The sequence below is a fragment of the Mycobacterium sp. MFM001 genome (assembly GCF_003402475.1).
In the GTDB taxonomy this organism is placed as follows: domain Bacteria; phylum Actinomycetota; class Actinomycetes; order Mycobacteriales; family Mycobacteriaceae; genus Mycobacterium.
Window position 1 is genome coordinate 677,733 of sequence record NZ_BFAB01000001.1, and the last position, 21,043, is coordinate 698,775.

The window sequence follows — 21,043 nt, forward strand, 5'->3', positions numbered from 1 at the left end:
AATGGGCTCTCTGGCGATTCGGGTCAAGGTGGTCGACGAGAAGGGTCGCACCGTCTGCATGTTCTGCAAACAGACCCACGTTGATAATCAGATGCGGCCGGAGTACACCGAAGCGTGGGCCGCCACAGCGAAGCCGATGAGCGAGAAATGGCTAGCCGCTGAGGATTCCGCGCCCACGGTCAACGGACGTCTAGCAGGTTTGCCGACGCAAACCGTCGATGGCCAAAAATACTTGCAACTGCCGGGTTTGACGCTGAAGTGGCAGAAAGTCGAGTCGGTACTCGAGCGAGTCGCCTTCGCCTCGGGCCTCGTAGATGCCTCGGGCGCTGTACTTAAGGATGAATTGACACCAGCGACGCTCAGTGTCGCGCAGTTACGCAAATTTGCACAGCGCTTGTGATAGCGTCAAGGACTACGAGCGGGCTCCGTATCCCGTAGCCGCGCGAATCTCGCGCCAGCTTCTCAGTGTCGCCCCACAAGGCGGCGCAATCCTCATGCCCTGAGGTGGGAAGTTGGCTATTACTCCGGCCGAAAAATCATTGCGCGGTCAACTGGCCGCCCATACGTCTTGGGGGAACACCCAAGACCGTGCAGCTCGAACTGCGAACGCGCGCAGCGCTTTTGAGAACAAGTTCCTCGCCGAAGCTGGCGGCGATCCCCAGCGCGCCGAGTCTCTGCGCAAGGCGTATTTCGCTCGCCTGGCCCTGAAATCTGCTCGCGCACGCCGTCGCCGCGGTGGTGATGCCGCATGACCGATCCACGGAAGGGACCACCTAAAGAAGTGTGGGGCGGGCCCGCGCCACACGAGCCCACACCCGGCATCACCACCGCTCACACTACCGCAGTCGGCAGACAACTGCGGGTACGCCGTGCCGTCGACCAATACCGTCGGCATCGGCAAGCGCGTGTTGAGCATGTGTTGGGCGGCTGCTGGTGGTGTCAGGGTATGGCCGATGGCCGCGAGATTCTGGCCGAGCACCGTAAGGCCGCGAGATGAGCGCCGCCATTGCCTCGCAGCAGGTTTCATGGTGGGCCGTGCACGAATGGGTGCAGAAGTATCTCGAAACCGCCGAGGCGTACCCGATGGCCGGGACGCCCGCGTGGTGCCTGCTGCCTGATGACTCGCGCGAGAAGTGGGCCGCTCTGCTCGACTTCGCCCAGCATCACGCGCTGCGGGTGGAGACCGCCCAGCAGGCCCGTGCCCAGGCGTCGAAAGCGGTTGCCGCCGCCGCGGACTGGCCGGCCGTCGCGCAGGAGATCCGTCGGGGCCGTGGCGTGGCCTATATCCCGCGCCGGGAGGCATCGTGACTGACGCCAGATTCCCCGACCGGTGGCTGTGTGATCGTCGATTGCAGCGGCTGAGGGACAGCGAGTACCGATCGTTCGTCCAGGCGCTCACATGGTCTGTGTCCAACCGCACCGATGGAACTGTTGAGCCAGGGGATCTGTGCGCGATTCCGGGATTCGACCCCGATTCGGTGCCGACGTTTGTCGATAGCGGCCTGTGGACGTATCACGACACGCACTGGCTGATCGTTGACTTTGCCACCACTCAGACAACGCGCTCGGAGTTGGAAGCGCTCGACCGAGTACGCGCACGCGACCGAGAGAAGAAGGCGCGCAAGCGCGCTGCTCAAAGGACTGTCCCCGGGGACGCTCCCCGGGACTGTCCCTCGGGACAGGACGGGGGACTACACAGGCTAGGCCAGGCTAGGCAAGGCAAGGAAGAAAAGGGGACCAACTACGTAAGCGGCAGCGTCGAAAACGACGACGTTCCCGACACCGCATACGAGCGCGAGTGCGCCGAGTACTTCGCTGCCGGCGCCGCTTACGAACCGCCGATCGTCGATGCCGATGGTTTCCCTCTCGATGACTGGGCGGGCGCATGAGTTTCGCCAACTACGTCCAGGCCGCGTGTCGCTGCCGCCGCGGCTTTCTGTGTCCCTTTTGCCGTCGGTGGCTCCTACCGCGAAGGAAAAGCAATGACCGAACCCAAACCGCCCAGGATCGTCCCGGCCGTCGCGCGCCTGGACGTCGAGCCGCGCAAACCGACCAAGGTGGCGCGACTCAGGCAGCAGCGCGAGCTAAAAGCCTGGCAGCGGAAGGTGGCTGAGCAGAAGTGAGCTGGCAAGTGCCGCAACGCAGCCGCCACGGCACCACGCAATACAACCACCACCACGGCCGCGTCCTGACGCCCTACCGCTGCAAGAATGGCCGGCTGCGCGTGATCCTGCACGACCACACTCACGGGCGGCACCTGCGCTATGTCGACCAGCTCGTCGATGTCGTGTTCGGCGAAGCGGTGGCCGCATGAGTCGCCATAGCCACGGCCGACGTCGCTCCGCGCACATCCGCAATGCCGTAGCGCGCGCCCAACGCCATAGCGCGCGGCGAATGCAGTTCGGCCCGGAGCCCCGCATCATCCGCGAGGCACGGCCGGAAGTGACCGCGGACAAATCGGCGGCAGCAGTGATCATGAACGAATCGGGCCAGAAGTGATCATGAGCCAGCAAACTCCAGCAAGCCGCAGCGAACCCTCCACGCGGATGGTCCTTATTAGACACAACGGCGGAAGTGATCATGAAATGGCGCTGATCGACCATCGACCCTCTCGATATCACCGCAGGTCAGAGGTCCGACCATGCACGAATTCCCTAAAACCGCAGGTAGGGGGCATATTTATCTCTAGGGAGGGCCTCAGCCGCGACCCTGCCCAACTGCGCGTTTCCGCGCGCACCGTTGCGTATTTAAATCTGGCTATTGACAACATCCACTATTCGACACGCTCAAGAGAACGGAGCAGCAAATGAGCAAACCCAGCAAACAAGCCGTTGACCCTCCGCGGTCATTGGACCCCGTGGCCCGTGAGGTGTGGGACCGCCAGGCCGCCCGGCTGTGGCGCGACGGCCGCTGGCACAGCATCGACCACGACTTGCTATGCCTGTTCGCCGAGACGACCGCCTTGTATCTGCGCCTGAAGGCCGACGTAGACGAGCGGGGGTTTCTGGTGACGGGCCGCTCGGACACGGTAGTGCGAAATCCCGCCTTGACGCCGTTGGCCCAGGCGCGGGCCGACCTGTTGCGGATCGCCAAGGCGATTCCGCTGGCGCTGCCGGCCGTGCAGGCTGACGGTTTCGGCGCCGAGGTGGACCGGCTGCTGGAGGAGCTGCGGTGAGCCGCCGCGAGTACTACTGCAGCGTCGACGAATATGCCACGCAGATCAGGGATTGGGGCATCTTCAGCAAGGAGGTCCGCGCGCATCGCGGTCAGCTGCCGCTGGACCCGAACGTGGTGTTCAACTTTGCCCGTGTCGCGGCCGTGTGGGAGCGGCTGCGCTGGGACATGCACACCAAGAGCACCACCCCGGGTGACCGTAACCGGCTCGATGAACTCACCGACCAATTGCAAACCCTGGCGACCCAGCTGGGGCTGGGCAAGGTCGACCCGGATGGGTTCCTGCCCGGCGACCCGTCTGTGTACCTGGCCAACAACCGGGTCAGCGGTCTCGATCCGTGGTGGATGCACTGTTCCTACGACCCGAAAGGAAACGAAAAATGAAACAAGGCGATCCGCAGTGGATTAACGAAATGCTGCGCACAGGAATGCTGGGAATTTTCAACTACGGCCTAGAACCGACGCCGCCGTGGATGAGGACCGCAATCGGTGATGTGGCCGAGCAGGTGAAGCAGAAGGTACAGGGAGCGTCGACCCCGGTGCCGATTGGTGGTGGCCTGAATGCGGCGCCGATCAGTAGCGACAACGCGCTTTGGTACCGGGCCGCGGTCGCGACCCAGAACCTACTGGCGGACCCACTGGGGACCGGTGGGTCGTCGTACGCGGAGTTTTGCGAGGTGTTATGGGAATTGCCACCGGTACCCATTCCGAAATGAATGACACCAGTGTAAGCTTGGGGATAAGCCATCGGGCTTGACCGCCGCCTCGACCGCTGTGCCGCCGCTACGGCCGCCGCACCGCCGCCGGGACCGCCGCCAAAAACGCTGGTTTACAAATTGAAGAAAATGCTGTTGACCTGCTGCAAATGGTCCGGCTGGTTTCTTCGTTCCCAATTCTTACCCAAGAGGTTTTGATGAATCAGCATATGCTGCGCCATCGCGCGCAGGAATTGAAAGATGAGATCGCGGTGAAAACGGCGGATCTCGAAGGCGGCCGGATTACCGCGGCCGAGTACAAGGGTTACCTCGACAAGGCCGAGCACGAGTCGGGCGAAATCGCCACGGCGTTGAAGGCCTACGACCAGGCCGGCCGGTTCATGGCCAACCAGGACGTCGCGCTTGAGCATCTGCGCAACGGCGGATCGTTCGACTCGTCGACGAAGGCTTTCCAGCCCTCTGGTGGTGGTCTCCTTGACGCTGCGCAGCAGAAAGAGCTGCGCGTTGCGATGGAGACGAAACGTCCGCTCACGCTTGAGGTGGATGCCCGGAATTTCGGTTTCGGGTCGTACATTCACACGAAGTCGGCGACGGCCGAGTCGGCGTTGGTAAACGGGCCGCTGCCCGGCATTATGATGCCGAACCGGTTTATTTCGCTGCCGTATGAGCCGACGCGGATTGCCTCGTATTTGCCGGCTGCCGCTATGGACGGACCCAGCTCGTATTGGTTGCAGCACACCTCCAACGCTGCGGAGGCGAACGGTGTCGCCGAGTTGGGCAGCAAACCGGACCTGGGGATGACGTTCACCGAGAACAAGGTGTTGCCTCAAAAATTGGCCGGCCAGGCATCTGTCTCTATGGAATTCAATATGGACTACCCGGAATTGGGTGGCTGGATGCAGGCCGAGTTGCAGCGGTCGCTTATCAACCAGGAAAACAACTACATCCTGAATGCGGGCGCACCGGGCGGCCCGACGGGGGCGGCGTTTACCGGCCTGTTAGGGGTTTCGGGAACTTTGACCCAGGATGCCACCGGCACGAACGGTCTCGACGCAATCGCGTATGCCGCGCAGGCGTTACGTAGCAGCACGGCGGCCTACAGTCCACCGGACCTGCTGATCCTTTCCCCGGCAACGGTTACTGCGCTGTTGACGACCAAGGACGACACCGGCCGCTATGTCTTGGACATGCTGCAGGGGCCAGCGGGGAATCTGACCTGGAATGGGGACGCCGCTGCTCAGGCGACCACGAACCCATCACTGGGCGGGATTTGGCCGCAAGGCAATGAGGGCGGCAATCTGTCGCTGTTCGGAGTCCCGGTCGTTCAGACGACGCAGATAGCTAACGGCGTCGGCGTGATGCTGTCGATCCGCGGCGGTGCCGCAGTGTATTGGACCAGGCTGAATATGCTGATCATTTTCGATCCGTACACCGGCTTGACGAACAACACGTGGCGGTGGGTTATCGAATCTCGTATATCTCTGTCCACGCCGCGTCCGGGTGCGATCAACGTCATCGAGAACCTTCCGTTCGTGTGATGACGACACCGGAATTAGACCCGCAGGACCCGGATTACCTTTACAGGGCAACTCCGGTTCCCGCGGATTATCCCCGGCCGTCGCGGACAATCAAGGAATACGACGATCCGCCGGTCACTTTCCTGGGCGGCGCTACGCCGGAGCCCGCGCCCGCGACGTCGGCGGCTGCCGCTCTCGCCGATGCGGAAGCTAAACGGGCAGCCGCCCCAATCCGGGTGCGCGTCAACAAGCCCTACCGGGTTGTGCATCAGGGCGTCCCGTATACGGGTGGGGACAAGATATCTGTCCCGAACGACGAAACTACTGCCGCTTGGCTTGCCGCCGGGTGGGTAACGAAAGTGAGAAAATGAAATGGCGATAAGTACCGGCCAGGTGTCGGTTGGCACTACACCGACGAAGTTGTTCACAAGCGGCCCCGCGCCGATCAGCAGAGCACTCGTGTATTCCAGCGTGGCAGCGTTTATCGGTGGGTCGGCTGTAACCAGCACAACGGGTCTGCCGATCCCGGCGACCACACTGGTAGAGGTTCCGTTGACCGGCGCTGAGGACGACGCAGTGTATGCGGTAGTCGGCTCCGGCACCGCGACCGTGTCGTACTTCTTCGTCGCGTGAAACACGTTGCCGTGCTGGGTTTCTCTTACCCTCGCGGCACGAAGGGTTGCGCCTGCACCAGCGCAACCCACCGCGGCCGGGTTGGCGGTTCTTTATGCGGTTTCATCAGTCCCGCGCCCTTTCACCCGCCAGCCCGGCCGCACCCAAAACTTGACCGAGAGGTAATCGCCTGTGGCAGAAGATGACTCAACGATTTGGGTGGATATTTCACCCAGATTGGTCGAAGGCGAGACGGAGCGCTCCGTCGACAAGTTGCGCGATAAGTTCCGCGACGCGAGCCACTCAATCGGTGACAGCCTCAAAGATGTAGGCCGGGGCGCGTTCGACTCATTGGAGCAGGGCGCGGAGCGCTGGGCCAGCAATATGGCTCGCACACTGGATCGCGGCGGTCTCGGCGCAGCGCTGGACAAGATCGGTTCGCAGGCCAAGGGGGTTACCGATGTCGTCGCCGGGATCGGCGATGCGTTCGGCGCGGACCTGGACAGTGTGCGTGGCTTCGGCGACAGCATCTCAGGGTACTTGGACAAGACCAACAAGGCCGTGGACAGCCTGGCGAAAGCACTACACGGCGATGTGCTCAAGGGGGCCAACGACTTAGCGAACGCTTTAGGTGTGAAGTTGCCGCCCGCGCTTCAGCAGACCGCCGATAAATCCAAGACCCTGCTCGACACCTTCGGCACCCTCAAGGGTGAAATCAAGGACGTCACAACGCTATTCGGAGACTTTGAAAAGGACGCGCCCGGTATCGCGGGGGCGTTCGCGATGATTTCGGACGCGGCCGGACCTCTGGCGGCACTCCTGGGGACGATGGCGCAGACCTGGCCGACATCAAGCGTGAAAGATCAGATCGACAAAGCCACCGGCAAGAAGCCGCAGGACTGGTGGACGACAATCCTGGGGCCGTCTGTCGGCTCACGCGCTGAGCGCGGCTACAACGATCTGTTCCATCATGGCGGCGGTGCGCCGGCGCCGGGCGCTGCGCCGCATCCGGCTGCCCCGCCTAACCCAGCAGGGGGAGGCACCGGACTCCCGTCGATGCTGCCGCCCATCGCTGGCGGCGCGCCGGGAATGCCTGGCGCCGCTTTGCCTCCCGGCGTTCCGAATATCGCCCCGCCCGACACTGGCGGCGGTGCCCACACGTCGGCCGCGACCACCATCCCGCCCGGCCTGGGCGGCACGCACGCCGCCACCTTCGTCGACTACACCACCCCGTCGATTCCCTCGGTGAGCGGTCCGCAGGACTTACCCGGCGCCGGTGCGTCCATATCGAGCCTGTACGCCTTCGCGCAGTCCCTTTCCGGCACGCCGTATTCGCAGGCGTTGCGCAATGACTGCTCAGGCATGGTCAGCCGCATCGCCAGTGTCGCCGCGGGTTTCGGCGACCTCGGCCCCGGCCAGCGGTTCACCACCGTCAACGAGGGTCCGCGCCTGGCGCAGATGGGTTTCCGTGAGGGCATCGGCGGTCCGAACGACCTGAGCATCGGCTGGTATGACCACGGCGGCGGCAACGCGGGTCACACCGCGGCAACGCTGCCGGGCGGCATCAACGCCGAATCGGGCGGCTCGCACGGCGCGTTCCTGATGGGCGCGGGCGCGGCCGGGGCGTCCAGCCCGCAGTTCGACCATCACATGTATCTACCGATGGGCAACCGCACAGGCGGCGGTACCGGCGGCGGCTTCTCCGCATCGGCAGCCGGTTTCGGCCCCGGCGGTCCGACCATTCCGCCGTTCCCCGGCGGTCCGGTCGCACCCGGCGGCGGTCTTCCCGGCGCTCCCGGCGGTGGTTCGCTGCCCATCGGCACGCTGCCCAACATCAACCCCACCAACACCTACGGCCAGCAGCAGCCCACCCAGCTCGGCTCCGGTTCCGGCTTCGGCCTGACCGGCGGCGGCCTGATCGGGATGGCCGAGCAGGCGGCCTCGATGGCGGCCGGGGCGTTTTCCTTCGGCGGTGGCTCGATGGCCGCGCAGCTGGCCTTCCAGGAGCTGAACCTCGCCGTGCAGAAGGGCGGCCAGATGGCGGCCACGGCAGCGATGGCACCGCTGGAAACATTGTGGCTCTCGGGCGGCCAGATGGGCGCTCCCAGCGTCGGAGGGCCGGGACAGTCCGGCTGGATCGGCAAGCTGCTCGGCGGCATGGTCGGCTCACAGTTCGGACTACCGAACATCGCCGGGACCGCCCAGCCGCCCAAGAAGCAGCAGGGCGAAGGCGATGAGTCCAAGCTCGGCGCGGGCCTCGGCGGGGGCGATGAGAACCAGGCCAAGGGCCAGAGCGGTCAGGGCGGCTCGGCTGGGCCAGCTGGCACAAAGCAAGACCCGCTACATGTGAACGTCAACAACCAACCCGCAGGGGGCGGCCGCCAGGGCGGTCCCACCAGCGCGGCCAACATGACCAGCTACATGAGCCCGATGATCGCCTAGGGCGTCAGCTCGTCACACTCGTCCGCCACGGCGATCAGCTCGCGGGCCAGCTGGCGGGCACGCGCCGGGGTCAGCGGTTCGGCGTCGGTGTGGATGTACACCCGAATTTCGCGCTCGCAACGCCCGCTCGACCACTGGATGCCGTCGACGTTGATCTGGATGGTGTCGCGCTCACCGTCGATCACGCGGCGGCTACCGGAAAAACCCCGCGACGGCTCAGCCCAGCCGGTGCGGTGCGGTAGCTCCCAGTCCCAAACCTTCACGGCGCCGGCAGGGAGCGGGACGTCGAAGTGGATTGTGTTGTTGGTCATGGCTGCAACCTTTCGTGTCGGGGCGAATATTCGCCCGATAACCATCCAGCCAATGCTCGCGCCCCACCTGCAAACGCGCTGGTCAGCACAGCGTTTAACGGTTCGGCACCCCGAAGATGCCGGGCGAACCGAAAAGGGTTCAGCCGAGCAAGGACACGGATCGCAAGCGCACCTAGGGCTCGTCTAACACCCGCAGCGGGTGCAGGCCGTCGACGGCGCCGATGAACGGCGGGTGGATGCTGTAGCCGAGCATGCGGCGAATGTCGTCGGAAACCGTCCGGGCGATCTCGCGCGGGACCGAGAGCAGGTAGGCCTCCATCGGCCGCAGCCACGGCTGGCAGTACTGGGCGGTGACGGCAAGGCGGTCGCGGGTGGTCGTGTTGGCGCCGCCGCCATGCCACAGGGTGCCGACGAAGAAGACGCACGAGCCGGCCGGCATGACGACGGGTACGACAGGGTCGTCGGGGCCGGGCCGGCGCTTGCCCCAGCGGTGGCTGCCGGGGACCAGCACGGTGGCGCCGTTGTCGGCGGTGAAGTCGTCGATGGCCCATATCGTTGCGGCAGCCAGCGGTGCCCGTGGCCGCGGAACCGGGTAGAACCCGTCGTCGTGATGGAGCAGTTGCGCGGATTCGCCGGGCTGAATATTGATGGCCTGCAACGCCGAAAGCAGGTAGTTGGGCATCAGCAACCGGTCGAGCACCGCCAGCACCCGCGGATGATCGACAAGCCGGTCGCACACCCTCGTCCGGCTGAGCACGCTGTAGATGCGCTGGGTGCGCCGGCCCTCGAACGTGTTGCGCCCGGTGTGGCCCAGCCAGGGACTTACCACGTCACGGATCTGCCGACATTCTTCGGGACTGAGCAGGTTCTCCCAGATGATGTAGCCGTCGCGCTCAAGGGCCGCCCAGTCGGCGTCGACGACCGCGGGATCCACCGAGCTCCCGCCGGTGGGCGTCCACTTGTACCGCTGCGCCAGATCGCCCCGAAGGTCCTCCAGCGTGGTGACGGACTCGTCGTCAGTGTTCATTGAGGTCCACCTGCGCTCGTCCTCCCGCTATGACCACACAGTAAGCCCAGTTCGGCCCAATCCACACCCCTGACGCCAAGTCGACGAACAACGGGGTCGTCAGCCGGATAGCGCCTTATCCTGGGAGAACCCGGAAACTCTGGGATTGACGGAGCGTCGGATGACGGCCTTGACGGCGTGCCGCGCCTGCGGCGCCGAAATCCTTGAGAAGGCCCGGTTCTGTCACGGGTGTGGCTCACCGGTTGCCGAAGCCGACACGCACGCCGAGTACAAGCAGGTGACAGTGCTGTTTGCCGATGTCGTGCATTCGATGGATATCGCGGCGGCGGTGGGCGCCGAGCGGCTGCGCGAAATCATGGTCGAATTGGTCGAGCGCTGCGCGGCAGTGGTGCAGCGCTACCGCGGCACCGTGGACAAGTTCACCGGCGACGGGATCATGGCGGTGTTCGGAGCGCCGGCTGCGTTGGAGGACCACGCAGTTCGTGCCTGCTTGGCTGCGTTGGATATTCAAGCAGCGACAGCCAAACTGGCCGCCGAGGTCGAAGCGCACGACGGCATCGCCTTGCGGCTCCGGGTGGGCCTCAATTCCGGCCAGGTGATTGCCGGTGAGATCGGTTCGGGCGCCTTGGGTTACACCGCGATCGGCGAACAGGTGGGAATGGCCCAGCGGATGGAGTCGATCGCCCCGCCGGGTGGGGTGATGCTCAGCCAATCCACGGCGGGACTGGTCGAGGGCGCGGCAGTGCTGGGCGAAGAGGAGTTGGTACATATCAAGGGCGCCGACGATGCGGTGCCGGCGCGGCGGCTGCAGGGCATGGCCCCACATGGCCGACGAACCGGTCTGTCGGCCTCGACGTTGGTGGGCCGTGAGTTGGAATTGGGCACATTGGCGGCGGTGCTGGATCGCTCGATTGGTGGGCAGGGGTCTGTAGTTGGAGTAGTCGGTCCTGCCGGCATCGGCAAGACCCGCCTCGCCGCGGAAGGAGTGCATCTTGCCCAACGCCGCGGCGTCGAGGTGTTTTCCACCTTTTGTGAATCGCACGCCACCGATGTCCCATTCCATGCGGTAGCGCGCCTGCTGCGCGCCGTATGGCAGGTCAGCGGTCTGGATGATCAAACCGCGCGGGCACGAGTGCGGGCACGGTTCCGGGAAGCGGATCCGGAAGACATGCTGCTGCTTGATGACCTACTAGGTATCGCCGACACCGATGTGGAGCTGCCGAAGATCGACCCCGACGCGCGGCGGCGGCGGATAACCGCGCTGATCAACTCCGCTCAGCTCGGCCGCGCAGAACCGGCGGTCTTTGTCATCGAGGACGTGCACTGGATCGACGAAGTCAGCGAATCCATGCTCGCGGACTTTCTGGCGGTGATCCAACAGACCCATTCGATGGTGCTCATCACCTATCGGCCTGAATACCACGGCGCTCTGCAGCGCGTTGCCGGCTCACAGACGATTGTTCTTGCACCACTGAGCGATTCGGAAATCTCCACGCTGGTTGCTGAACTGTTGGGTCCCGATCAGTCAGTTGGTGAGATCGGTGCGCTCATTACCGGGCGTGCCGCCGGTAACCCGTTCTTCGCCGAGGAGATCACCCGGGAGCTCGCCGAACGCGGCGTGCTGGTGGGTGAGCGCGGCGGCTATACCTGCCGCACCGATGCCGCCGAGATCGGTGTGCCGGCGACGTTGCAAGCGACCATCGCGGCCCGCATCGATCGGTTGGACCCGGCGGCCAAACACACACTTGCCGCCGCAGCGGTCATCGGGTCTCGTTTCAGCTCCGATCTGCTGGCGAGCGTGGGAATCGACCCCTGCGTCGAGGAACTGATCACCGTCGAGTTCGTCGACCAAGTGCGGTTGACGCCACACGCCGAGTACGCGTTTCGGCATCCGCTGATTCGCGCCGTGGCCTACGAAGCACAACTCAAATCCGACCGCGCCCGGTGGCACCGGCAGCTGGCCACAGCGATCGAAGCCCGCGAACCCGAGTCGGCCGACCAGAACGCGGCGCTGATCGCCGAACATCTCGAGGCCGCCGGTGATCTGCATGCCGCCTTCGGCTGGCACATGCGCGCCGCAACGTGGGCAACCAACCGCGACATCGCCGCCGCGCGACTGAGTTGGGAGCGTGCCGCAAAGATCGCTGACGCGGTACCCGCCGATGACCCAGGCCGAGCAGCCATGTGCATTGCTCCGCGCACCATGCTGTGCGGGATCGCGTGGCGGGTCCATATGGACGTTGCCGGTGCCCGCTTCGACGAATTGAGGGAGTTGTGCGCCGCCGCCGGCGACAAAGCGTCGCTGGCCATCGGAATGTCAGGGCTGGTGATGGATCACGCGTACAAGGCCCGAGCGCGCGAGGCGTCGCAGCTGGCATCCGAAGCCTGGACCCTCGTCGAGTCGCTCGCCGATCCAACCCTGACGGTGGGGCTATCGTTGCCGGTGATCTACGCCAAGATGAACTGCGGCGAGTGGGGTGACGGGCTGCGGTGGTCACAGGCGGTCATCGACCTTGCCGATGGTGACCCGTCGATGGGCAACTTCATTTTCGGTTCTCCGCTAGCGCTCGCCTTCGCGTCCCGGGCCATGTCGCAGTATTCGCTGGGTCGTCCCGGGTGGCGCGGCAGCTTGCAACAGGGCCTTGCCATGGCCCGCAGTGCCGACCCCATGTCCTACGCCACGGTCGTCACCTACGCGTACTTGCCCGGGATATCTTTCGGGGTGGTGTCGACCGATGATCGGGCGGTGCGCGACACCGAGGACGCCCTACGAATTACCGAGCGATCCGGTGACGATCTTGCGTTGTCCTTTGCTCAGATGACGCTGGGCCTTACGCTGACGCACCGCCCAACGGCTACCGATCGTGACCGGGGAGAGAAGCTCCTGGCTGAGGTCAGCGAGGTGATGGTACGCGAGGGGCACAATCTGTTCGAGCTATCGCTGGTCAATGCGTACTCGGGGCGTGAGAGAGCGAGGCGTGGCGATCGCGATGGCGCCATCCCGCTGATCCGCGCCGCCGTCGACGATCTGGTCCGCCAGGGACGGCTGTTGGGATGGGGCATTCCGGTGACGGGTGTCCTGGTGGAAACATTGCTCGATCGCGAGGGCGACGGCGACGTGGCCGAGGCCCAGGCCGCGATCGAGCAGTTGGCGGCGGCTCCGACCGACGACGCTCTGGCTGCACGCGACATCTGGCTGCTGCGGCTGCGCGCGCTACTGGCGCGGGCTCGCGGCGATGCAGCGACCTATGCGCAATTCAGGGATCGCTACCGCGACATGGCGAGAACGCTTGAGTACGACGGGCATCGCGCCTGGGCTGAAGCGATGCCCTAGAGCCGCTCCGCAGCGAATACCGCTGCCTGATCGATGAGGTCCGACCCCACGTAGGACACGTGCGCGATGGGGTTGTTGCCCTCCGAGCAGATGGAATCGTCGGGAACGCAGAAGTCCATCGTCTTCGGCTGGTAGGCGGGGCTGATCACCGGTAGCGGGCCGCCCCACGAGTTGCTTGCGTATGTGCTGGCCGGGCGGCCGAAAAGGACAACCGCGGCCACATGGTCGGCCGTCGGAGGCGGCAGCATTCCGGTGGCCGAAGTGGCGACGCCGGCGCCCTGCGAATATCCGCCGAGCACCGTCTTGGTGTTCGGGCAGGCGCCCACCATGTCGCGGACGTGAGCGCTCGCATCGTCGGCGCCTACCGCCGCGCTCTCGGCGTAGTTGGGGGTCGCCGGATAGTTGACTGGGTACAGCGCGACGGACCGCCCGGGCAGATGCGAGCTGAGCGAGTCGACAAACGCCTGACCGACCCCGCCGGGCCCAGGGGGTTCGCCGGTGCCGCGAGCGAACACCACGTCGACGTCGGGGCAGGGCGGGTCGGCAGAAGCGGACGGAATGCCGAAGGCGGCGGTCCACCCCGTCATCGCCACCACGGCCGCGAGGATGCGAGTGACTCTCATTGCTAAATGCTCACATATCGCCGCTGATCGTCGCCGCGGATGGGCCCCGGATATTAATCGTAAGAACGACTAACCATGGCCGTGACAAGAGCGTTATAGTAGCCGCATGCGTCTGTCTCGCCTTAGCCCTGGTGTCCGCGCCGGTGTTGCAGCCCTTGCCCTGGGCGCCGCGGCCACGGCGTTCGCCGGCACCGCCCGCGCCGATTCCACCGAGGACTACCCGATCCCGCGGCGGATGATCAACACCACCTGCACCGCCGAGCAACTCCTTGCCGCGGCAAGGGATTACGCGCCCGTGTATTACGAGCGGTACATGAACGACTACCACAACCACGAGAATTTCCACCAGGCCGTGCAAGACAAGGCACACTGGTTCTTCTCGTTGTCGCCCGCGGAGCGCAGGGAATACTCGGAGCACCTCTACGAGCCCGGCGTCCGCGACCCGATGACCATCAACTGGGTCAACAACTTCAAGATCTTCTTCAACAACAAGGGCGTCGTCGCCAAGGAAACCGACCACTGCGCGGAGTACCCGCCCGGTGACATGTCGGTGTGGGACTGGTAAGCGGGCGCTGTTAATCCGATTGGGCGATTAGCCCGAGACACGTCGCAGTGAGCAAGCGCGTCAGCGACGACGCGAAGTCGATGTTCCAGTCCGGCGGGACATCCGCTTCCTCGGTGTAGGCCTCCCGGAGCCCCTCCGGCGGATGGGCGATCTGCCACAGCGGCGCCGCCAGCGAGTACGCGGCAAGCAGGACGTCAAGGGCACCCGAGCGTCCCAAGGTCGGCAATGCCTGCTCTATTGCATCCGCGAGCGACGTTATCGCGGCGGTGCTGATCTGCCTGACCTCGATCACCCGGTCGAGATCCACTTCATGCTCGAGATGCAGGTGCAGGTTGGCCAGCAGATCGCAGAACAGCGGGTCGGCCGCCAATCCGTTGGCCAACGTCTCGGCGACTCGCGATGGCGACATCGGACCCGGCTGCCGCAGCCCGTCGCACACGCTGTCCGACCACCGAACCCAGCCTTCGGCGGCCAGGTGCAGCAGGACCTCCTTGTGCGAGGTGAAGTAGCGACGCACCGCGGAGTAATGAATGCCGGCGCGATTGGCAATCTCGGTGAGCGTCACCGACGCGACCCCGACTTCCAACGCCAGCGAGCGCGCGGCTTCCACGAGCGCGTCCGCGCGCTGGCGTTTCTTCTCTTCCGTCCGGGCGCGCTGAAAAGTTAATTGCGCCACCGGCAGAGGATAACGCACGCCATGTGATTTTCTGGCAAACCGGCAAAACTAGTTAGGTCAGCGTGAATCGCTCGTCAGCAACTCGCGCACCACGGGCCGAGGCGGGTACGGCCGGAGTAACCCACTGGCCGGTCGCCGGCGCACCTTCTGCGGCCACCAGAACCAGCGGCCGAGCAGCGCCGCGATTGCCGGCGTCATGAACGACCGCACGATCAGCGTGTCGAACAGCAGACCCAGCCCGATCGTCGTCCCGACTTGTCCGATGACGCGCAAGTCGCTGACCACCATCGCCATCATCGTGAACGCGAACACCAGCCCCGCCGACGTGACGACGGAGCCGCTGCCGCCCATCGACCGGATGATGCCGGTCTTCAGCCCGGCGTGGATTTCTTCTTTGAACCGCGCCACCAATAGCAGGTTGTAGTCCGAACCGACCGCCAGCAGGATGATGACCGACATCGCGAGCACCATCCAGTGCACGTCGAGCCCGACGATGTGTTGCCAGATCAACACCGACAATCCGAAGGCGCTGCCCAGCGACAGCAGCACGGTGCCGACGATGACGGCAGCACCGATGATGCTTCGCGTGATCACCAGCATCACGATGAAAATCAGGCACAGCGAAGCGATTCCGGCGATCAGCAGGTCCCACATCGAGCCTGTGGACATGTCTTTGTAGATCGCTGCGGTGCCACCCAGGTAGACCTTGGAGCCCTCCAACGGGGTGCCCTTGATGGCCTCGTGCACAGCATGTTTGATCGGGTCGACGTGCGAAATGCCTTCGGGCGACGCGGGATCGCCCTCGTGCGAGATGATCATCCGGACCGCACGGCCATCCGGCGACAGGAACATCTTCAGGCCGCGCTTGAAATCAGGGTTGTCGAAGGCCTCCGGCGGCAGGTAGAACGAGTCGTCGTTCTTGGCGTCGTCGAACGCATGCCCCATCGCCGACTGGTTGTCCATCATCGCCTGCATCTGATGCTGCAGCCCGCCCATGGTTTGCTGCATGGTCAGCATCATGGTCTTCATGGTCTGCATCGTGGCGATCATCGGCGGCATGATCGTGAGCATCTGCGGCATCAACGTATCCAGCCGATCCATGTCGGGCATCAGGTTCTGGATGTCGTCGGTCATGATGTCGACGCCGTCGAGCGCATCGAAAACCGATCGCAGAGACCAGCAGATCGGGATGTCGAAGCAGTGCTTCTCCCAGTAGAAGTAGCTGCGGATAGGCCGCCACATGTCTTCGAAATCCGCCATGTGCTGACGCAAATCCTGGATGTGGCCTTCCATTTCGTGCATCTTGCCGACCATGCTGTGCGTGGTGTCCGCCATCTGCCTGGTGATGTCGAGCATCTTTTCCATGTTGTCGATGGTCTTTTGCATCTCGGCGGCCTGCACCAGCATGTCGTCCATGCGATCCAACATGTATTTCATGTTCAGTTGCTGGGTGGTGCCCTGCATGCTGATCATGAACGGGATGGTCGTGTGATTGATCGGGGTGCCCTGCGGCCGGGTAATGGCCTGTACCCGCCCAATGCCGGACGTCCGGAAGACTGCCTTGGCCACTTTGTCGATCACCAGGAAATCCGCCGGATTACGCATATCGTGGTCGGTTTCGATGAGCAGCAATTCCGGGTTCATCCGGGCCTGTGAGAAGTGCCGGTCCGCGGCGGCATATCCCACATTTGCCGGGATGTCGGACGGCATGTAATTGCGGTTGTCGTAGCCCGGTCGATAGCTCGGCAGCGTGATCAGCCCGACGAGCGCGATCGCCACCGTGGCGGCCAGGACGGGTCCCGGCCAGCGCACCACCGCCGCGCCGATCTTTCGCCATCCGCGAATCCGCATCGCACGCTTGGGCTCCAACAAGCCGAAGTGACTTGCCACCGCGACAACGGCCGCGCCCAGAGTCAGCGCGGCAAACACCACGACGAGCATGCCGATCGCCAACGGAACACCGAGGGTCTGGAAGTAGGGCAGCCGGGTGAAGCGCAGGCAGAAGGTTGCGCCGGCGATCGTCAGACCAGAGCCCAGGATCACGTGACCTGTACCGCGGTACATCGTGTAGAACGCGGACTCGCGATCCTCGCCGTTGGTGCGGGCCTCCTGATAGCGGCCGAACAAGAAGATCGCATAGTCGGTCGCAGCGGCGATGGCCAGCATCACCAAAAGGTTCACCGCGAACGTCGAAAGCCCAATGATGTTGTGGTAGCCCAAAAATGCCACCACGCCGCGGGCTGCGGCCAACTCCAGGAAGACCATCGTCATCACCAGCACCACCGTGATGACCGACCGGTAGACGAACAGCAGCATCACGATGATCACCAGGAAGGTGAGCCCGGTGATGAGCTTCAGGCTGCGGTCGCCGGCGAGGTGCTGATCGGCCAGCAGCGGAGCCGCTCCCGTCGCATAGACGTGTATGCCAGGCGGTGGCGGGTTGTTCTTGAGAATGTCCTGGACTGACTCGACGGACTCGTTGGCCAGACTCTCACCTTGGTTACCGGCGAGATAAACCTGGACATAGGCGGCTTTGCCGTCGGGACTCTGAGATCCCGCCGCGGTCAGCGGGTCACTCCAGAAGTCCTGGACGTTCTCGACGTGTTTGGTGTCCGCCCGGAACTTCTTGATCAGGTCGTTGTAGTAGTTGTGCGCCGCGTCTCCGAGCGGTTGGTCGCCCTCCAGCACGATCATGGCCGAGCTGTCGGACTTGAATTCGTGGAACACCTGACCGACGCGCTTCATCGCGATCATCGACGGCGCGTCTTTCGGGCTCATCGACACCGTGCGCATCTGGCCGACCACATCCAGTTGCGGCACAACGACATTCAGGATGACGGTGACCGCCACCCAGGCGATGATGATCGGTACTGCCAGTCGGCGAATCCAGCGCGGCAGCCGCTCGCGCACCGCCTGGACGGGCACCGGCATGACGTCGGTGGGTGCGTCGCTCGGGGGGTAGGTGCTCATCCGGATTTCACCAGGCAGAAGGTCTGGGCGTTCACGCCGTTGGAGATCCTTTCGTCTTTAACGACGCCGTCGACGCTGATGCGGCAGCCGATCGTGTCGCCGTCGCCCTGAGCCACGATGTTGGGGCTCACCGCGGGGTCGGTTGTCGACAACTTCAGCGTCCACGGCAGCGACGCACCGTCCACGCGCTGCGGTGTGGCATTGAGGTCCAGGTAATTGATGTCGGCCATGGCCCCGTTCTGGCCCCAGATCTCGTAGATCACCACTTTGGGGTTGAACGGCTTGGTGTCTTCGTACTTGACGGAATTGCCGCCCGCATTGCCCGCACCGAAGTAACCGTGAACCCGATACACCGCGAAGACACCGACAGCGACAACCGCCACGACCACCAGCGGCAGCCAAGTGCGTTTGAGAAGCCGATACATCGATAACCTCGTTACGGGAGCGAAGAGCGACAACTAATTAGCCTGTGTGTAACCTTAGCTACTCTAATCGGAAGTTGCGATACAGAAAAACCGGGTAGGGAGGCGACTCGATGCGCTGGTGGAACTCTCGAATTGGTGGCGCAGAGGCCGAACGCGGTCGGCTGTTGAGCGGTAGCATCCAGCCCATGAAGGTAGCGAGGCTCGCCCCAGTCGCCGCCGTCGCCGTTGCGATCGGCCTGGCTGCGCCGGCACATGCCGACCCCGACACGGACTTCAATTACCAGATCAACAGCTACGGCATTTACGGCCCGCACGACTACAACCCCTATATCGCCAAGATCGCCTGCCGGCGATTGGGCGACGGCGTGGACCCCGACGCTGCCGCATCCGCCCGATTCCTTTCCCACAATCTGCCGCGGGGCACCACTCAGGTGCAGACGTACCAATTCCTCGGCTCCGCCATCAGCTTCTACTGCCCCGATCTCGCGCCCAAGCTGCAGAACATTCCGGGAACCTAGGACGCCGGGATTGTCGCGCCGCGAGGCAGCGTCAGCGGTAGGTCGTTGTAGGTAGCGATGCCCGGCGCCGCCGCCACCACAGCAGGGATCGCGTTGATGGTGGGCATCGCGGTCATGATGTGTCCGAGCGTCATGAAATCCGCGATCGTCTCGGCCTGGAAATCTGGTGGCGGCAAAAAGCTCACGGTGGTTTTGACGCTGGGCCGCCCGTCGACTTGGATCACCCAGCCGTCCTGGTCGATCTTCCAGTCCGGCTCGAGCGTCTGGCCCTTGCGCCACCGGACATTGAGTTCGACGACGGTTTTGTCGCCGACCACGCCTTGCCAGCTCGCGTAGACCCCGGCCACACAACCGGCCGCGATGGTCCACGAGCCGAGGTCGAGATCCGCTGTGGTCTGGGCGAATTCGGCTTGGCAGCGCACGTCGTCGAGTTCGACGCCGAGCGCATCGGCGACCAGGCGGACCGCCTCGCCGAACACCGCCGTGCCCTGCGCGGTCATCGCCGGCAGGTCCGGATGGTCGATCGGTTTGCCGAAGCCGACCGGTAGCTCGGTGGCCGGTGAGTCGTAGAAGGTGGTGTCGGCGGCCTCGTTGACGGTGATCTTGTCGACCCGGTCGCACACCATCGCCGACACCATGGCCAGCAACTCGGCGAAGCCGGGGCTGACCCCCGAGCCGAAGATCGTCGAACCGCCTTGCCGGCATGCCTCCGCGATGCGCTCGCGGCCGGCGCCCAGGTTGTGCCCGGTGATGAACGACGCCGTTGCGACGACGTTGATGCCCGCCGACAGGATGCGCGCCAGCTCGTCGACGTCGACCCACATCGGGTTGTAGACGACGCAGTCAGGTTTCAGCGCAAGCAGCTCGTCGACGTCATTGGTGGCGGCGACGCCCAGCGGCGCGATGCCGCACAGCTCGCCGACGTCGCGGCCCACCTTGTCGTTGGACCAGGCGTAACACCCGACGAGCTCGAACATGGGGTTGGCGGCGATGGCCGCAACCGAGCTCTTACCGACATTGCCCGTCGTCCACTGCACGACCCGATAGGTGTTTGGCACTCGCTCAGCATATGGAAGCGCGGTCGAGTTTGATAGCCCTACTTATCTTCGACGGCGACCCCGCCGCGCGAGCGCCGGCGCCGGCTCGACTTGCCGCTCGGGCGGCGGTTGCGCAATCCGCCCCGCGGCTTCTCGGCGGCGACGGTGTCGTCGGCTTCCGGTAGCTCCTCGGCGGCGGACTCGGGTTCCTCGGCCGTCGACTCGGGTTCGCCGGCTTCTGCCGTGGCCTCCGCCGACTCTTCCTCGGTCTCTTCGGTCTCTTCGGCCTCGGTCTCTTCGGTCTCTTCGGCGTCCGCCTCGGCCGCAGGTTCTTCCTTCTTCTTGCGGCGCAGGCGTCGTCTCTGCTTCTTGGGCTTGATCGGTTTGGGCGGTGGCGGCGGCAACTCGGCGACGAACGACAGGTAGAACGCGGCGATGCCCAGCACGGCGATGGCCGCGGCGGCGCCGTAGATCCCGAACAACCATTGCCCGACGTTGTCGAGGCTCAACCAGATCTCACTGATCGCGGTGCCGACGATCAGCACGCCCGCTGCCACGTGAGCCACGATCGACCCGGTGCGCAGGTTCAACGCCAGCTGCGGAGTGCCGTACTCGGGCTTGCGGGTCCGCAACAGCGTGAAAACCACCGGCAATGCGGCCAGAGCGATCACTACCCCGGTGACGATGCGCAGCGTCGTGCCGAGTGCGTGCGAGGTGTCGCCCATCAGCTCGGGCCAGCGCGGCAACACGAAGAAGAAGTAGAGGACAAACGCAGCAATCGAGAACGACGCGTGCCAGAGCGTAGCGGCCGTGCGGCCCATACCCCTCCTCAAGCTGTGGCCCGGGGCGACCAGACTGCGACCTATCGTGCCTGGTCGCGCCGCGGACCGAGTGCGGAGGATGCGGGATTTGAACCCGCGAGGGCTATTAACCCAACCCGCGTTCCAGGCGAGCGCCATAGGCCACTAGGCGAATCCTCCGTCGGCCATGTTAGCCCGGTGACGATGCGGGTCGTCTACGACCCGAGGAGGAGACGGGCAATCATCACCGCCGAGGCGGGTTGGCAGAACCCAGGTACTACGCCGCAGCCGGGACT

24 protein-coding genes and 1 tRNA gene are annotated in these 21,043 nt (G+C 64.5%); 16 read left to right on the forward strand and 9 right to left on the reverse strand.

Annotation, left to right across the window (positions count from 1 at the left end; genetic code table 11):
* Position 1: 1 nt before the first annotated feature.
* The 13 genes from MFM001_RS03315 to MFM001_RS03365 all read left to right on the forward strand — a co-directional run bounded on the left by MFM001_RS03315 (position 2) and on the right by MFM001_RS03365 (position 8,461).
* On the forward strand, positions 2-400 hold the full coding sequence (locus MFM001_RS03315; RefSeq protein WP_116373443.1) for a hypothetical protein: 399 nt from the start codon (positions 2-4) through the stop codon (positions 398-400).
* A 593-nt stretch (positions 401-993) separates the two neighbouring features.
* Entirely contained in the window at positions 994-1,308 is a 315-nt protein-coding gene (locus MFM001_RS03325) for a DUF2742 domain-containing protein (RefSeq protein ID WP_116373445.1), read from the forward strand.
* Complete coding sequence (locus MFM001_RS03330) at positions 1,305-1,889, forward strand: hypothetical protein (protein WP_238158869.1); 585 nt, start codon at positions 1,305-1,307, stop codon at positions 1,887-1,889. Before MFM001_RS03325 ends, MFM001_RS03330 begins: the two co-directional genes overlap by 4 nt.
* 93 nt (positions 1,890-1,982) lie before the next feature.
* Complete coding sequence (locus tag MFM001_RS24445; protein WP_160117989.1) at positions 1,983-2,123, forward strand: hypothetical protein; 141 nt, start codon at positions 1,983-1,985, stop codon at positions 2,121-2,123.
* A complete protein-coding gene (locus tag MFM001_RS03335) occupies positions 2,120-2,314 on the forward strand; it encodes a hypothetical protein (RefSeq protein ID WP_116373449.1) in 195 nt (64 codons plus the stop codon). Before MFM001_RS24445 ends, MFM001_RS03335 begins: the two co-directional genes overlap by 4 nt.
* Positions 2,311-2,499 carry a hypothetical protein gene (locus tag MFM001_RS24300; RefSeq protein WP_142760668.1) on the forward strand — a complete coding sequence of 63 codons (189 nt, stop codon included), beginning with the start codon at positions 2,311-2,313 and terminating at the stop codon, positions 2,497-2,499. Before MFM001_RS03335 ends, MFM001_RS24300 begins: the two co-directional genes overlap by 4 nt.
* Positions 2,500-2,806: 307 nt before the next feature.
* On the forward strand, positions 2,807-3,175 hold the full coding sequence (locus tag MFM001_RS03340; protein WP_116373451.1) for a P27 family phage terminase small subunit: 369 nt from the start codon (positions 2,807-2,809) through the stop codon (positions 3,173-3,175).
* Positions 3,172-3,558: a hypothetical protein gene (locus tag MFM001_RS03345; RefSeq protein WP_116373453.1), complete on the forward strand. Its 387-nt coding sequence runs from the start codon at positions 3,172-3,174 to the stop codon at positions 3,556-3,558. The genes MFM001_RS03340 and MFM001_RS03345 overlap by 4 nt, the downstream gene beginning before the upstream one ends.
* The gene (locus MFM001_RS03350) at positions 3,555-3,890 is read left to right on the forward strand and encodes a hypothetical protein (RefSeq protein ID WP_116373455.1); all 336 of its coding nucleotides are present in this window, start codon (positions 3,555-3,557) and stop codon (positions 3,888-3,890) included. Before MFM001_RS03345 ends, MFM001_RS03350 begins: the two co-directional genes overlap by 4 nt.
* Positions 3,891-4,039: 149 nt before the next feature.
* On the forward strand, positions 4,040-5,428 hold the full coding sequence (locus MFM001_RS03355; protein ID WP_116373457.1) for a phage major capsid protein: 1,389 nt from the start codon (positions 4,040-4,042) through the stop codon (positions 5,426-5,428).
* Entirely contained in the window at positions 5,428-5,778 is a 351-nt protein-coding gene (locus MFM001_RS24305; RefSeq protein WP_142760669.1) for a hypothetical protein, read from the forward strand. The genes MFM001_RS03355 and MFM001_RS24305 overlap by 1 nt, the downstream gene beginning before the upstream one ends.
* Positions 5,779-5,878: 100 nt before the next feature.
* Entirely contained in the window at positions 5,879-6,040 is a 162-nt protein-coding gene (locus MFM001_RS24450; protein WP_160117990.1) for a hypothetical protein, read from the forward strand.
* A 198-nt stretch (positions 6,041-6,238) separates the two neighbouring features.
* Positions 6,239-8,461 (forward strand): hypothetical protein, encoded by a 2,223-nt coding sequence (locus MFM001_RS03365; RefSeq protein WP_116373462.1) that lies wholly within the window; start codon positions 6,239-6,241, stop codon positions 8,459-8,461.
* Here MFM001_RS03365 and MFM001_RS03370 read toward each other — a convergent pair.
* Complete coding sequence (locus MFM001_RS03370) at positions 8,458-8,772, reverse strand: hypothetical protein (protein WP_116373464.1); 315 nt, start codon at positions 8,770-8,772, stop codon at positions 8,458-8,460. The genes MFM001_RS03365 and MFM001_RS03370 overlap by 4 nt on opposite strands.
* A gap of 172 nt (positions 8,773-8,944) precedes the next feature.
* Positions 8,945-9,799, reverse strand: a complete 855-nt coding sequence (locus MFM001_RS03375) for a phytanoyl-CoA dioxygenase family protein (protein WP_116373466.1) — start codon at positions 9,797-9,799, stop codon at positions 8,945-8,947.
* Positions 9,800-9,959: 160 nt separating this feature from the next.
* Between MFM001_RS03375 and MFM001_RS03380 the strand changes: the two genes are divergently transcribed.
* A complete protein-coding gene (locus tag MFM001_RS03380) occupies positions 9,960-13,133 on the forward strand; it encodes an AAA family ATPase (protein ID WP_116373468.1) in 3,174 nt (1,057 codons plus the stop codon).
* Here the strand turns inward: MFM001_RS03380 and MFM001_RS03385 are convergent.
* The gene (locus MFM001_RS03385; RefSeq protein ID WP_116373470.1) at positions 13,130-13,756 is read right to left on the reverse strand and encodes a cutinase family protein; all 627 of its coding nucleotides are present in this window, start codon (positions 13,754-13,756) and stop codon (positions 13,130-13,132) included. The two genes, MFM001_RS03380 and MFM001_RS03385, sit on opposite strands and share 4 nt — an antisense overlap.
* 112 nt (positions 13,757-13,868) lie before the next feature.
* On the opposite strand from MFM001_RS03385, the gene MFM001_RS03390 reads away from it, so the two are divergent.
* Positions 13,869-14,321, forward strand: a complete 453-nt coding sequence (locus MFM001_RS03390) for a DUF5078 domain-containing protein (protein WP_116373636.1) — start codon at positions 13,869-13,871, stop codon at positions 14,319-14,321.
* 10 nt (positions 14,322-14,331) lie between these two features.
* Here MFM001_RS03390 and MFM001_RS03395 read toward each other — a convergent pair whose 3' ends face one another.
* From MFM001_RS03395 to MFM001_RS03405, 3 genes are read right to left on the reverse strand one after another with little or no spacing between them, the layout of a single operon-like run.
* A complete protein-coding gene (locus MFM001_RS03395; protein WP_116373472.1) occupies positions 14,332-15,015 on the reverse strand; it encodes a TetR family transcriptional regulator in 684 nt (227 codons plus the stop codon).
* A 39-nt stretch (positions 15,016-15,054) separates the two neighbouring features.
* On the reverse strand, positions 15,055-17,967 hold the full coding sequence (locus MFM001_RS03400; protein WP_304481763.1) for an RND family transporter: 2,913 nt from the start codon (positions 17,965-17,967) through the stop codon (positions 15,055-15,057).
* On the reverse strand, positions 17,964-18,392 hold the full coding sequence (locus MFM001_RS03405) for an MmpS family transport accessory protein (RefSeq protein WP_116373474.1): 429 nt from the start codon (positions 18,390-18,392) through the stop codon (positions 17,964-17,966). Before MFM001_RS03405 ends, MFM001_RS03400 begins: the two co-directional genes overlap by 4 nt.
* Before the next feature lie 185 nt (positions 18,393-18,577).
* Here MFM001_RS03405 and MFM001_RS03410 point away from each other — a divergent pair, with 185 nt between their 5' ends.
* Positions 18,578-18,910 (forward strand): DUF732 domain-containing protein, encoded by a 333-nt coding sequence (locus MFM001_RS03410; RefSeq protein WP_116373475.1) that lies wholly within the window; start codon positions 18,578-18,580, stop codon positions 18,908-18,910.
* On the opposite strand, the gene MFM001_RS03415 is transcribed toward MFM001_RS03410, so the two are convergent.
* The 3 genes from MFM001_RS03415 to MFM001_RS03425 form a co-directional block, all read right to left on the reverse strand.
* Entirely contained in the window at positions 18,907-19,968 is a 1,062-nt protein-coding gene (locus tag MFM001_RS03415) for a dihydrodipicolinate reductase (protein WP_116373477.1), read from the reverse strand. The two genes, MFM001_RS03410 and MFM001_RS03415, sit on opposite strands and share 4 nt — an antisense overlap.
* A gap of 38 nt (positions 19,969-20,006) precedes the next feature.
* Entirely contained in the window at positions 20,007-20,768 is a 762-nt protein-coding gene (locus MFM001_RS03420) for a hypothetical protein (protein ID WP_116373479.1), read from the reverse strand.
* A gap of 73 nt (positions 20,769-20,841) precedes the next feature.
* Positions 20,842-20,927 (reverse strand) — tRNA-Ser (locus tag MFM001_RS03425).
* Between the last annotated feature and the right edge of the window lie 116 nt (positions 20,928-21,043).